This is a genomic window from Paenibacillus salivarius (assembly GCF_051307165.1).
GTDB lineage: Bacteria > Bacillota > Bacilli > Paenibacillales > Paenibacillaceae > Fontibacillus.
Genome location: NZ_CP195592.1, coordinates 5,334,103 through 5,347,201, shown reverse-complemented (window position 1 = coordinate 5,347,201; position 13,099 = coordinate 5,334,103). Strand labels below are relative to the sequence as shown.

Below are 13,099 nucleotides of genomic sequence, written 5' to 3'. Positions count from 1 at the left end.
AAATAGACATCTAATGATTACGCGGACAAACTTGATCGTTATCGATAAGGGGGAGTCATCAATGCAGTGGAAAGGCAGACGCGTCAGCTCGAACGTGGAAGACCGCCGGGGAAGGAGAGGCGGCATCGGAATGATCGGCGGAGGGGTCGGAGGCATCATCCTGTTGCTGGTAGTGACGCTGCTTGGCGGAGGCAATGCCGGCGATCTCCTGAGTTCCTTGGGCTCCATGGGAACGGAGACGAGTACCCCGTACCGGGAAACGCAGGAGGAGAAGGAAATGGCGGAATTTGTGTCCGTCGTCCTGGCCGATACCGAAAACGTTTGGACGGATTTATTCAAGGAACGGGGACTTGTCTACGATGAACCGACTCTGGTGTTGTATACGGACAGCGTCCAATCCGCTTGCGGAACCGCGGGCAAATCGGTCGGCCCGTTCTATTGTCCCGGCGACCATAAACTATATATCGATTTAAGCTTTTACGATGAGCTCAGGACCGAGTTTCAAGCACCCGGGGATTTTGCCATGGCTTATGTGATTGCGCACGAGGTAGGCCACCATGTCCAAACATTGCTGGGGACCACGGAGCGGGAAATGTCCGGCAGTAAACGATCCAATGAGCAGTCGGTGAGGCTGGAGCTGCAGGCCGACTATTTGGCGGGGGTATGGGCGCGCCATGCCCAGGAAGATTTGCAGGTATTGGAGCCGGGCGATCTGGAGGAGGCGCTGAATGCGGCAACCGCCGTAGGCGATGATACGCTTCAGAAGAAGGATCAAGGCTACGTAGTGCCGGAGAGCTTTACCCACGGCACGTCTGCGCAGCGAAAACAATGGTTCTACAAAGGTTACGAGAACGGGACGATCGAAGGGGGAGATACCTTCCAGGCTACAGAGTTATAAAAATGGCTTTGACAGAGGACCTGCCGGTTTGGCGGGTCCTTTTTTTGCACCGGAATCGAATGATGGCCGAAGGTATGGGAACCCTAACTTGGGGCAGTTTAAGTTTAAAGGAACGAAAAGGAGAGATGGATGGATGGCCAGACGAAATCGAAACTACGCCGTGCCCGGAGCCGAGCAAGGGATGCAGCGGTTCAAGGCGGAAGTCATGCGGCGCGAGGGTTACAACGTGGATCCGAACCGTCCGGACGACGTGAAGTTTGAAGTGGCGCAGGATCTCGGCATCCCGCTGAAGCAGGACGGAAGCAACGGCAATTTGACGACGGAGGATGCGGGCCATATCGGCGGCAAAATCGGAGGCACGATGGTCCGCGAAATGATCCGGCTCGCGCAGCGGCAGCTGGCGGAGGAAGAATAAAGGAGAAAATAATATGAAACTAAGGATCCTGAATCTTTTATTGATCGGTCTGCTTCTCACGGGATCGGCATATTCCGGCGGTATCGCTAACGCTCAAAGAGACGAGAAGAAACCGGAAATGGCCCAAAAAGCCGCTTCATGTATCAGTCCCGCTGAGCTCGAGCTGTCCAATACGATGCGGCGGCTATGGATGGAGCATGTGAACTGGACGTGGGAGTATATCGTTAGCGCGACAGAAGGGCTGGCCGACCAGAAACAGGTCCTCGCCAGATTGCTGCGGAACCAGCAAGACCTGGGTGATGCGATCAAGCCTTTTTACGGCAAAGAGGCCGGGGACAAACTGGCCGAATTGTTGAGAGAGCATATCCTGATTGCGGGCAAGATCATCGATGCGGCAAAAAGCGGCAAACAAAAGGAAGTCGAGAAGCTGAATAAAGAATGGTACCGCAATGCCGATGATATCGTGCGATTTTTAACCAACGCGAATCCCAATTGGTCGGTCAAGGAACTGCAAACGCTATTTTACCGGCATCTTGAGCTAGTGGCTGATGCGGTAACCTCCAGATTGAAAAAAGATTGGGACGCCTATGTTACGACTTCGGATCTGGGTGAGGCCCATATTCTCACGTTGGCTGACGTATTAACTAAAGGCATCGTCAAGCAATTCCCAGAGCGGTTTGGAACGCCACCAAGGGGACGTTGACCATGGAACAAGGGCGTGCCGATCTTTCGGTCGCCCTTACGTTATTCCTATAGTCTGCCTGGTTGGAATAATTCCAACCAAATACGTCTGAGGTCAGTTTTTCTGGAGCCTGATTGGAGTTTTTCCAATCATTTTTCGAGATGAAACTCAAAAAAGGGTAGATACGGGCTCAGTCGTTGGAAAATATCCAATCAAGATGATGTCGGGATGCTTTAAGAATATCCTTGATTGGAAAATATCCAATGGGCAGGACAGGTAAGGTCCGGATTTTGGGATTAACCCTCGCTCCTGCAAAAGCAGTCCATCGTATGATCATTCACCATGCCGGAAGCCTGCATGAACGCATAAATGATCGTCGAGCCGACGAATTTCATGCCTTTTTTCTTCAGGGCTTTGCTCATCGCATCGGAAACGGGGGTGGAAGCGGGCACCTCCGCCAAGCGCTCCCAATGGTTGATAATCGGCGCACCGTCCACAAAGCTCCACAAATAACCGGCAAAGCTGCCGTGCTCCCGGATGATGTCGAAATAGACCCGGGCATTGGTGATCACCGCCTGAACTTTGAGACGGTTGCGGATGATTCCCGGATTTTGCAGAAGCTCCTCTACTTTGTCGGGACCGTAGCGGATGATCGTTTCGGGGTCGAATCCGTCGAAGGCCACACGGAAATTGTCGCGTTTTTTCAAAATGGTATACCAGCTTAGCCCGGCCTGCATGCCTTCCAGCATGAGCAGCTCGAAAAGCTTTCGGTCATCATGCAGCGGCTTGCCCCATTCCTTGTCATGATAAGCGATGTATAACGGGTCGCTGTTGACCCAACCACAGCGGGTAACTTCTGCATCGGTCGCAGTCATGTGGCGTTGCAGCTCCTTTCCTATGTAAAAAAATAGAGCCGACTCCGTCTTTGTTACATAACCATCGGGAGCCGGCCCTTTTAGCTTAGCCTAGAAAAATCTCAGCAACTCATCCTTCACGGCATCATTCGTACCCGCCACCAGTTTCTGAACCTGCGGCTTATCGAACAGCGCCTGGATTTGCGGCGGGAAGGTTTGCTCGATTTGAATCAGCTCGATCGCTTCGTTAAATTTTGCCGGGTGGGCCGTTGCCAAAGCGACGGTCGTTTCCCCCTTGGCGGTGAAGCGGTTCGCGGCCGCTACGCCACAGGCGGTATGCGGATCGAGCAAGTATCCGTATTCGTCGTGAACTTCTCCGATCGTTGCCAGGCAGTCGTCGTTTTCCACGCTGGCCGCGGAGAAATCGCGCTGAACCTGCTCAAGCTTGTCTCCGGATACGGTAATCCGGCCGTCACGCTTGAAGGAATCCATCAGCGAGGATACCGCCGCACCGTCTTCCCCGAGCAAATAATACAGATAGCGCTCGAAGTTGCTTGCCACCTGGATATCCATCGACGGACTGTATGTCATGTGGAATTCGCCCGGCTGGTAAACGCCGTCGTTCACGAAGCGCTCCAGGATATTGTTTTCGTTCGTGGCGAGAATGAGCTTGCCTACCGGAAGGCCCATTTTTTTGGCCAAATAGCCTGCAAAAATATCCCCGAAATTACCTGTCGGCACGCTGAAGTTGACAGCCTCCGCCGCGGCAGCCCCTTGATTCGCAAGCTGGAAGTACGCGTAGAAATAGTAGACCGTTTGAGCCAGAATCCGCGCAAAGTTGATGGAATTGATGGCGCGCAGATGGTATTCCTGCTTGAACGCCACATCCGCGAACAACTCCTTGATGATGCGCTGGCAGTCGTCAAAATTGCCGTCCACCGAAAGGTTCAGTACATTGGCGTCATCGACCGTCGTCATTTGCAGCTCCTGCACTTTGCTGACCTTTCCGTTCGGGTGCAGGATACAGATTTTGATCCCCTCTTTGCCGCGTACGCCCTCAATGGCCGAAGCTCCGGTATCGCCGGAGGTGGCGCCGAGAATATGGATGATCGAATTTTTTTCGCGGGAAATGTACGAGTACAGGTTGCCCAAAAACTGCAGCGCAATATCTTTGAAGGCGAACGTCGGCCCGTGGAACAACTCCAGTACGTGGAGATTGTCTTTCACTTTGCGAACTGGCGTTACCTCTTTGTTCCGGAACGTGCCATAGCTGTCATCGACCAATTGCTTTAAATCCCCGCGAGGGATTTCCCCATCGATATACAGCGAGAAAATTTCCAGCGCCAGCTCCGGATAGGAGAGCTTTTGCCACTGTGCCAGCGTGTCCTGCGATACTTGCGGGATAGCCTTCGGGACAAGCAAACCGCCGTCGTCGGCCAATCCCATGAGGACCGCGTCGATGAAGCCGATCCCCGCCACTTTCCCCCTGGTGCTGATATATTCCATAATGATCCCCTTTGCATCAACGATTTTCAATCATTGTAACAAAAAACGACCCGTTTCAAAACTGTTTACGACATTTTTATTTCAGTTTGACGGGGGCTCTACGAATCACCATGAAAATCGCAGCCAAAATCAATCCCAGCAGAATGAGGGAACCGAGCACGGAGGCGTACAGCGGCAATTGCGAAGGGTCAAAGGGCAGGTGTTCCGCCAGAAGGCTATACAGTTCGAATTCCCACAGCATATCCGTAATGGCGATCGCCGCTCCCGCAAGAACGATAAAACCGATGCAGGCAATCCCTCCGTAGCGATGGTATCCCGAACTGATCAACCATCCTGCAACATAATAGGACAAGACGTTTATCCATACGGTAAAAAGGGTTTCCGGGCCGTTTTGCCGGAAGTCGGAAAATACGGTGATTTCCCCGGTAAACAAACCCAGCAGCTCCGTAACGACGGCAAACATGAGCGTGACGGAAAGGGAGAGCGGGAGTAGCGCGTAAAGCGTGCCACGGAAGTATTTTTTACGGGTTACCCCGAATTTGACATAGAAAACAAGGAATGAAATTGCGGCGATTCCCAGCGCCAGCATGTATACTTTGGCCGGCTTGGATGCAAACGACAAGAGCGCTTGAGCATCCCCGTCGGAAACCCCGACGTGGAATATGAGGCCGAAGACAAGCATGGCGGCAAAAAACCAAGCCGACCATTTCAACTGCAGCAAAAACAAGTCGACACCAATTGTAAAACTGTTTACTTTCGGTTTCATCGGGAGCCTCCTTCGTTGGTAAGATGGATGAACAAATCCTGAAGGGACACGGGTCCGATCTCAAGTCCTTGGCGCTTCGCCGTCAGGCGCTGGCCGTCGGTCAGTTCCCCGTATACCGTGACGGATTTCGTGCCGCCCAGTTGCTGTGTGCCGAGCAGCTTCAGGCCCTGCGTAAATTGATCCACGGCGCTTGCCGCCCCGGTGATCGTTACGCCTTTGCTGACCAAAGTGTCATAGGGCTCCTGAACGACGAGTCCGCCTTGATCGATAATCAGAACTTCGTCAAAGAGATAATCCATTTCAGAAACGTAATGGGTAGAAAAAATGATGGTCCGCGGGTTGGCGGACTGATCCTCCAACAATTCCCGGTAAAAAATGTCCCGGGTCGGCGCATCCATCCCGAGATAGGCTTCATCGTAAATGGTCAGGGGGGAGCGGTTGGCAAGGCCCAGCGTGACGTTGAACGCGGCTTGCATACCCCGGGATAGATGGCGAATCTGTTTTTTCAACGGTAGGCCGAAAAGCTCCACCAGTTTAGCGGCGAAGGCGGCGTCGTAATTCGGACGGTATCTCTCGGCGGCTTCAAGCAGGCCTTTCACCGTTTCGGTTTCATTCCGATAATCCGCATCAAATACCAGGGTGACTTGCTCCATCACCGATGCGTTTTCGAAGGGGGACGCTCCTCCGACGGAAATCTTCCCGGATGTCGGCTCCATAAAGGAGGCGAGTAAGGCAAGAAGCGTGGATTTCCCTGCCCCGTTCCTTCCTAGAAGTCCATGGATCTTTCCGCCCTGTAGCGTAAAGGAAAGGTCGTTTATTGCGGTGAAATCTCCGAACTTCATGGATACCTTGTCAAACGTTACGTCCATTGTCACGCTCAATCACTTCCTTTGCATTTTTGATCATTTCATAAATGTCTTCATTCGAGATCCCCAACTTCCCGGCTTCCATCAGCATCGGGTATACGTATTGTTCGGCAAAGGAGGATTGCCGCTGCTTCAGCAGCTTTTCTTTGGCTCCCTCGGCGACGAAGACGCCGAGCCCCCTCTTTTTGTAGACGATGCCCGAATCTTCAAGCAATTGGATTCCCTTGGACACGGTGATGTGATTGATTTTGTAAAATTGGACCAACTGGTTGGTGGAGGGGATTTGGTCATGTTCCTTTAACTGGCCGTTTACGATCTGATCCTCGATCTTGTCGCGGATCTGCATAAAAAGAGGCTTATCGTTATCGAATGCGCCGCTCAAATGAATTCACCATCTTGCCGTCACTCCTTGGGATAGGTTATATACTCATATATATAACTATATAAGTCTAAAATTTTCCTGTCAAGGTATAAATGAATCGCAAAAAAAGCCCCGAGAGGTCTCAGGGCTTCCGCATGTAGAGATCGATATACTCGATATCCAACCGTTTCAACGATGCCTCGCATGCTTGTTTGATATAAGATCTGGAGGCATTGGCGCCTGTCGCTACGACAGCGAATTTCGCCATCGGGGCGTACCGGTTTCGCCGCTGCAGAGGCTGTCGCCTTCCCGGGTGATTTATACAAGTACGTTCAGTAAAACGCTTTTTCCTGCTTTGCGTACAGGCTATCTGGTCGTACCGCTCGAACTGTCGGGTACCCTGCTACGTGCAAAAATGGAATTGAATTTGTTTACGCCGGTGCCCCCCAGCGGGCTTTAGCCGAATTTATCGGGGACGGCGGCTTTGACCGTCATATTCAACGAATGAGAAGGGTTTACAAGAAAAGGCGGCATTGTCCGACGGAGGCGTTGGAGAGAACTTTCGGGGCAGGCGTTAAAATATTCGGAGACGAAGCGGGGATGCACATCCAGGCTGATTTTTCGGGCGTGGTTTCCACGAAGTTGAATTGGACCGAAACGGAATCGTATGGTGTCCGGGTTCACGGTTTTGAGGATTATGCCCTCGTCAAGGGCAGGAATGGCGGTAAATTAGTACTTGGTTACGGCAGGTTAAACGAGGAGGAAATCATGGAAGGGGTGGAGCGGATCCGCCGATTTATTTCGGCTTGCGGATCGGATGTCAAAGATAACGCAAAAAGAACGGTCAAAGAAATTTGACCGTTCTCCACAATATTTCCTTCCGGATCGCGGGATGATCGATTTGACGGTGCAAAAACCGAGTCATCGCGTCATTCTCCGCCTCCACAAAAAGAATGGCCTCCGTAAACCGTCCCTCCTCAAGAATACGGCGGGTGGCTTCGGCGGTGAGCGCAATGCCGCGGGCGAGCCGTTGATGCCGATCTTTGACGAACATGCTTTTTATTAGCACTGTACGGTCGTCAAATGCCTCAAGAATAACCCATCCGACCGGTTCCTTCCGGTAACGCAGAACCAGGCTCCGTTCGGGATCGATGAGAGATTCCTCCGCAAACGGATCCAGCAGGGGAGGGTACCAGTCCCCTTTGCCACGGGCGATGCAGGCCCGTTCCTCCGCATGAAGGCTGGAGAGTGATTCGACGGTAAAGCCGTCCGGTATACCCAGCTGCTTAATCCGTGGAAGGTCCTCGAAAACCTCCCCTAGCGGACCGCTCCAGATATGGATACCCCGGGCAGGTTCGGCAAAGCCGCAGTTTCGTAAAAAGGCCGCAGTTTCGGAGTCCGGTTCCATTTCGCCGACGTATTCTGTATGCATTTCGTTTGCGCCGTTTTGCAGGAGGAGATTCTCCAGCATGCCCAGCAGCCGGCGACCGATGCCTTTGCGTCGGTACGGCCCGGCGACCCTAATCGAGCGCAATTTCGCCGTTTTGGCCATTCCGGGACCCGCGGCCGCGTGCAAGCTGGCCACCACCAAAGCGACGGGTCGCCCGTCAAGCATCGCCCCGAGTGCCGCAAAAGAAGCAGGGAGCTCCTGCATCAATGGCTGAAGCTCCCTTGGCATCAATGTACGATATGCCTCGGGCAGTGCCCCTCGGTAGGATCGTACCTCTAATTGGTTCATGGAATCGGAGTTACCGGGATAACGACGGGATCCGGCGTATGACCTACGAAATCGCCCAAATTAATAAACCGGACTTGGAATGCGGCTGTCGGAAATATGGCCGGCGGCAGCTTGGAATGGCCGCTTTCGGTTAAGGTTACGACAATCGTATTATTTCCGTTACTATGCTCAATGTTGAAATCGGTTGGATCCAATCGGATCGCGTGTGGCGAAACACTTGTGAAATCTCCGATAAACGAATAACTGATTTCCACCGTCATCGGAAGAGGCATCGATGTCCCCGTGAAATTGTATAGTGGCTCATCCGATGTTAATGTAAATGTTCCGTTTTCGTAAGTAGAGCTGGTGACGGTTGGCTTCGTGGCATCGAATTTAACAGGAATCTTGACCGTTTGTACGACGTTCTCCGCTTCGGTGACGGTGAGAATCAGATCGGCATTCGATTGTTCGGTAGCCAAGGCGTTAGGAGCAACGACAACTTCCTCTTGTCCGGCCTGTTTGCTTAAGGTGAACAACTGTTCATCCGACGATGCCAGCTCGATGCTGCCGATGACCTCGCCGTTCGTGATCAAATCGAAGGATGCGTCTTGGCTGTCAAGAACAAGTTGAATATCTTGATCGATTTCCCCCCGTTGAATTTGAATGAGATTTTTCAGGCTCTGTTTGTTGTACGTATTTTGTCCGTCGGTCGCGACGATTTTTGTACTGGCTTCCGGATTAAGCAAAAATACTTCGGTTTTCTGGGTAATTTCCAAAGGTTTAATCTTCGATGCTTCGAATTCCACGAGAGCATGGCTTAACGAATTGATTGCGATCTTGTACTGATCCTCGGTTGCCATGGAATCCTGTTGCACGCTGATCGCTGAGAACAGGGCATTGCCGAAAATTCCAATCGCAAACTCCGGATATTTGCCCGTGGTGTTGCCGGTGTTTTCCGACGCCGTATCGAGCAGATTCTGAGCATTTTCGATCAGGCTGTCCAATAGAGCTTTCGGATCATTCGTTTGGTAAACTACCTTTTTGTTCGAAAAAACAGGGGATAGCTTGCCGGTCGTGCTGCGGATGGCGCGGGCAGGGTCTTGAGGCCGGTAGGATACCTCCAGTTCCCGGTCCAATTCCTGGCTGTTAGATAGCTTAACCAGAACCTCTTTGCCCTGAACAGAAATGGTGTCAATGCCGATTTCGAAAGGTACGTCTCCGTCCTTGCCCATGACCTTAATATCTTCCGTATTAGGAACATGCGAGGGATCTAGCGTCACGCTGTACGTAATGGCAATCGTTCTGGCATCCGTGAACGCCAGCGACGGGGCAGCTAACTCGGAATTAACGGGTGGCGTGCCGGGATTCGTGGTTCCGCCACCGCCGCTGCTACCACCGCTACCACTGTTGCTGCCTGTGCTGCCGGAAGTTGCAGGAGGCGTGGTCGGAGCCGGGGTTTGCGGCTCGACGGGTTCTTTCTCTTCGCCTTCGGATGGAGACGGGGCCTGACTTTTCAATTCCTCCGCCTTCGTCATGAATTTGGCAGCAACTTGAGCGACGGCTTGCCGATCTGCTCCACCGGTAGGATCAAAGTTTCCATTGCCGAGACCATTGATCAATTTTAGTTCTACCGCCGCGGCGACGGAATCTTTGGCATACCAAGAAATCTTGTCGGCATCGTTGAATTTAAGATCCGCTCCTTTTCCGGCGGCGTCCACACCCAATGCACGCACAAAAAGAACGGCCATATCTTGGCGGGTTAAATTCTCGCCGTTGCCGAATTTTCCGTCCCCCTGGCCATTGATAAGACCCGCTTTGACGGCGGCTTCCACCGCTTCGTAGGCATAGTGCGTGGCAGGTACGTCGCTGAACGTTGCGCTAGCCGGCGCGGAGTCCATATCCAGGTTCAGGGCTTTAGCCAAAATGATCGCGAAATCCTGGCGCTCGATTTTCCCCGTCGGGTCGAACTTGCCGTTGCCTTTCCCGTTGATGATGCCCTGTTCGGCGAGCTGATTGATCGCGTCTTTGGCATAGGATCCGTCAATGTCAGTCAGGGTTACGGCTGCCGACGCCGGAAGCGCGCAGGCGCTAAGCAACGCGGCGGTGGTCATCACTTTTAGTACTAGTTTCTTGTTCAAACAATTTCCTCCTAAATGATTATTCGAGGTAACCCTAGCTGAGCACTCTGAAAAATGTACTTATATCATAATGGATGAGCAAATCATTTGTAATTATATTTTTTTAAAATTGTCTATTAAAAAATTGAGAGAATTCGAATGGCAGAGATGCGAAGGATTCAAAACGAACCTACGCCCAGGCCCCTGCATAGCATATAGCACCATTTGGGAAGCAGAGAAGGGCGTGATCCGGTCATGGGAATTCAGCTCACGGCAATTCATTACGTTTATTTGGCGTTTATTGTGTTTATTCTGGCGCTGCTGATCAGGCGGCGCGATACGACGATGATATGCGTGGCGGGCATTTTTCTGCTGGGGCTGCTCGCGACGGAGACGCTGGGCGGCTCGGTTTCCGGAGTCTTCAATTCATTTATCTACGCTACCAAGGAACTGATGGGGACGATTATGATCATTTCCATTATCGTAGCCATGAGCCGCGTACTGATCATCACGGGTATTAATGAAACGATGGTGGCGCCATTGACCCGGTTTATCCGAACCCCGTCGGTCGCCTTTTGGGGGATCGGGTTAATCATGATGGTGACTTCGTTTTTCTTCTGGCCTTCGCCGGCCGTCGCTTTGATCGGAGCGGTGCTGCTGCCCGTGGCGCTTCGCGTCGGTCTTCCCGCGCTCGGGGCGGCTGTGGCGATGAATCTGTTTGGGCACGGAATCGCGCTTTCCGGCGACTATATTATTCAGGGCGCGCCGAAACTGACGGCGGATGCGGCGGGACTCCCGGTTAGCGAGGTCATGGCCGCAAGCGTGCCCTTAGTTGTGGTCATGGGGCTGGTAACCACCGTTACGGCGTTTTGGCTCATGCGCAGGGATTTGAAGCGGGGGACATGGAGGGACGGGCTCGTCACGGAAAATTCCGCCTCCGCGTTGCTTTCCCTCAATATCCGGATCGAGGAGCGTGCGGTGATATCGCCGGGCACCAGAAAAATATTGGCGGTTCTCATTCCGCTCCTGTTTCTGGCCGACGTAGTCGCGATGTTTTGGCTGAACCTGCAGGGCGGGGACGCGACGGCACTCGTTGGAGGGACCGCCGTGCTGATATTGATTGCCGTCACTTTGCTGGCTCACCGGAACCGGGGACCTGAACAAGTGACGTCTTATATGATCGACGGATTCGTTTTCGGATTTAAAGTGTTCGGTCCGGTCATTCCCATCGCCGCGTTCTTTTATTTGGGCGACGCGGCGTTTACGGATCTTTTCGGCAAGGTGCTTCCGGAAGCCTCGCACGGGATCGTCAACGACCTCGGGGTTGCGCTCGCGAACAGCGTCCCGCTGAACGGCGCGGTGGGGGCCGTGACGTTGACCGTGACCGGCGCGATCACCGGCCTCGACGGCTCCGGCTTCTCCGGCATCTCCCTCGCCGGTTCGATCGCCCAACTGTTCGCGGCCGCTACGCATTCCGGTGCCGCGACGCTGACGGCGCTCGGGCAGATCGCCGCCATCTGGGTCGGCGGCGGCACGCTGATCCCGTGGGCGCTCATCCCCGCCGCGGCCATATGCGGCGTCAGCCCGTTCGAGCTGGCGCGCCGCAACCTGAAGCCGGTGCTGATCGGCCTCGGCGTGACGACGGTCGTCACGATGTTCCTGCTGTAGCGGCGGTGCTCCTCTCGGAAATAGCGGGATTTTCTCCCGGTAATTTGGTGACGAAGGCACGAGAAGCAGAAATAGCGGGAAAAGCTCCCTCTATTTCTGCCGTTTGAGGACAAATATCCGCATTTCGGTCATATTAGTGGGAGGTTTTCCTGCTATTTTGGTAAATCAAACTAAAGTGAGTAAATCAACGGGAGAAAATCCCGTTAATCCCGGTACTGCTGTTGCTTATCCCGACATTGTAACTCCTATCGTCAATTAAAGTAATCAAGTACCCCATGAGCCAGTGCATACCGCACGACTCTTTGGCCCTTTCCGCCGTAGGAGGGGAGCAGCCAACCTTTATTGCACATGTTCCGCAGTATTTTTACCGCCGTTTTATGATCGACGCCAAAGTGCAGCACCACGTCTTTTGGGCGAATCTGCCCGTCCGTCTGAACCGCAAGACGTATCAGTTCCTTTTCGGCGAAAATAGCGCGGTCCTTCGGTGCTTGTTCAGCCTGATGCCTGCTTAGCACCATTCGCAGCAAGGAAATGCATAGCTCCGGCCGTTGTTCCACGTCGTCGTAAGCAAACGAGATGACAGGATTACCCATTGCATACAGAAAAGTTTCGCGATTCAGTTCCAGGCTGTATTTATGCCGGTCCATTTCCCGCACGTGGGACGCATACCCTTTGATTTCAATGAGCAGCTTCACGTACCCCGGCATCCAGGCGAAATCCGCAAAGTACGGCCTACCGCGCCAATCGGTTATTTCATATTCAGGGTGAAGATGCGTGAAGTTGCCGCGAAGCGGCCACCAAACTTGCCGCAGGAACAACTTCTCGGCGTGGAGGTGACCTCTCTCCAAACGCCCCCGACGTTCCCCGGTTCTGCGGGACAAATGGTCCTGGAGCCAATCCGCATGCATATCCTCAAAACTCATCCAACTCATCCTTTCGTAAAAAATAAAAACGTCCCGCCGCACTCCTAAGAGTGTAACGGGACGTTCTTCGCCTCTGTTAGGTCAAGTATATGTTAATTTTTAGGATATGGCTAGAGAAAATAGCATGAAAATCAACGTAGCAGGAAAATCTCCCGTTATTTTTGTACAAAAGAGTAGTTCGGCAAAAATAACAGGAAAACCTCCGCTTAATTCAACGGTTTAGAGCCCGATAAGCTCATTTTAACCAAATTAGCAGGAGGTTTTCCGTCTAAATGAGGATCTCGGACAAAGTAGAGGAAAATAACGGGAGGATTTCCCTCTAAATC

At 52.8% G+C, this 13,099-nt stretch carries 14 protein-coding genes; 6 read left to right on the top strand and 8 right to left on the bottom strand.

Annotated elements, in window-relative coordinates; translation table 11 throughout:
* Window positions 1-61: 61 nt before the first annotated feature.
* The 3 genes from ypfJ to ACSFXJ_RS24750 all read left to right on the top strand — a co-directional run bounded on the left by ypfJ (window position 62) and on the right by ACSFXJ_RS24750 (window position 2,016).
* A complete protein-coding gene (ypfJ, locus tag ACSFXJ_RS24760) occupies window positions 62-898 on the top strand; it encodes a KPN_02809 family neutral zinc metallopeptidase (RefSeq protein WP_435922961.1) in 837 nt (278 codons plus the stop codon).
* A gap of 133 nt (window positions 899-1,031) precedes the next feature.
* Window positions 1,032-1,313: an alpha/beta-type small acid-soluble spore protein gene (locus tag ACSFXJ_RS24755; protein WP_435922960.1), complete on the top strand. Its 282-nt coding sequence runs from the start codon at window positions 1,032-1,034 to the stop codon at window positions 1,311-1,313.
* Window positions 1,314-1,326: 13 nt separating this feature from the next.
* Entirely contained in the window at window positions 1,327-2,016 is a 690-nt protein-coding gene (locus ACSFXJ_RS24750) for a glycosyltransferase (RefSeq protein ID WP_435922958.1), read from the top strand.
* Between the two features lie 275 nt (window positions 2,017-2,291).
* Here ACSFXJ_RS24750 and ACSFXJ_RS24745 read toward each other — a convergent pair whose 3' ends face one another.
* From ACSFXJ_RS24745 to ACSFXJ_RS24725, 5 genes are all read right to left on the bottom strand, one after another.
* Entirely contained in the window at window positions 2,292-2,870 is a 579-nt protein-coding gene (locus ACSFXJ_RS24745) for a DNA-3-methyladenine glycosylase I (protein WP_435922957.1), read from the bottom strand.
* A 90-nt stretch (window positions 2,871-2,960) separates the two neighbouring features.
* Window positions 2,961-4,355 (bottom strand): threonine synthase, encoded by a 1,395-nt coding sequence (thrC, locus tag ACSFXJ_RS24740; RefSeq protein ID WP_435922956.1) that lies wholly within the window; start codon window positions 4,353-4,355, stop codon window positions 2,961-2,963.
* Window positions 4,356-4,431: 76 nt separating this feature from the next.
* Window positions 4,432-5,121 carry a hypothetical protein gene (locus tag ACSFXJ_RS24735; RefSeq protein WP_435922955.1) on the bottom strand — a complete coding sequence of 230 codons (690 nt, stop codon included), beginning with the start codon at window positions 5,119-5,121 and terminating at the stop codon, window positions 4,432-4,434.
* The gene (locus ACSFXJ_RS24730; protein WP_435925861.1) at window positions 5,118-5,990 is read right to left on the bottom strand and encodes an ATP-binding cassette domain-containing protein; all 873 of its coding nucleotides are present in this window, start codon (window positions 5,988-5,990) and stop codon (window positions 5,118-5,120) included. The genes ACSFXJ_RS24735 and ACSFXJ_RS24730 overlap by 4 nt, the downstream gene beginning before the upstream one ends.
* Window positions 5,974-6,369 carry a GntR family transcriptional regulator gene (locus tag ACSFXJ_RS24725; RefSeq protein ID WP_435922954.1) on the bottom strand — a complete coding sequence of 132 codons (396 nt, stop codon included), beginning with the start codon at window positions 6,367-6,369 and terminating at the stop codon, window positions 5,974-5,976. Before ACSFXJ_RS24725 ends, ACSFXJ_RS24730 begins: the two co-directional genes overlap by 17 nt.
* A 187-nt stretch (window positions 6,370-6,556) precedes the next feature.
* Between ACSFXJ_RS24725 and ACSFXJ_RS24720 the strand changes: the two genes are divergently transcribed.
* Together ACSFXJ_RS24720 and ACSFXJ_RS24715 are read left to right on the top strand one after the other, a co-directional pair.
* Complete coding sequence (locus ACSFXJ_RS24720; protein WP_435922953.1) at window positions 6,557-6,808, top strand: hypothetical protein; 252 nt, start codon at window positions 6,557-6,559, stop codon at window positions 6,806-6,808.
* An 89-nt stretch (window positions 6,809-6,897) separates the two neighbouring features.
* Window positions 6,898-7,206: a hypothetical protein gene (locus ACSFXJ_RS24715; RefSeq protein WP_435922952.1), complete on the top strand. Its 309-nt coding sequence runs from the start codon at window positions 6,898-6,900 to the stop codon at window positions 7,204-7,206.
* Here the strand turns inward: ACSFXJ_RS24715 and ACSFXJ_RS24710 are convergent.
* Both ACSFXJ_RS24710 and ACSFXJ_RS24705 read right to left on the bottom strand, forming a co-directional pair.
* Entirely contained in the window at window positions 7,193-8,086 is an 894-nt protein-coding gene (locus ACSFXJ_RS24710) for a GNAT family N-acetyltransferase (RefSeq protein ID WP_435922951.1), read from the bottom strand. The two genes, ACSFXJ_RS24715 and ACSFXJ_RS24710, sit on opposite strands and share 14 nt — an antisense overlap.
* Window positions 8,083-10,203: an S-layer homology domain-containing protein gene (locus ACSFXJ_RS24705; RefSeq protein WP_435922950.1), complete on the bottom strand. Its 2,121-nt coding sequence runs from the start codon at window positions 10,201-10,203 to the stop codon at window positions 8,083-8,085. Before ACSFXJ_RS24705 ends, ACSFXJ_RS24710 begins: the two co-directional genes overlap by 4 nt.
* Before the next feature lie 234 nt (window positions 10,204-10,437).
* Here ACSFXJ_RS24705 and ACSFXJ_RS24700 point away from each other — a divergent pair, with 234 nt between their 5' ends.
* Window positions 10,438-11,850, top strand: a complete 1,413-nt coding sequence (locus ACSFXJ_RS24700; RefSeq protein WP_435922949.1) for a hypothetical protein — start codon at window positions 10,438-10,440, stop codon at window positions 11,848-11,850.
* A 251-nt stretch (window positions 11,851-12,101) separates the two neighbouring features.
* Here the strand turns inward: ACSFXJ_RS24700 and ACSFXJ_RS24695 are convergent, their stop codons facing one another.
* Complete coding sequence (locus ACSFXJ_RS24695; RefSeq protein WP_435922948.1) at window positions 12,102-12,773, bottom strand: hypothetical protein; 672 nt, start codon at window positions 12,771-12,773, stop codon at window positions 12,102-12,104.
* Window positions 12,774-13,099: the final 326 nt, after the last annotated feature.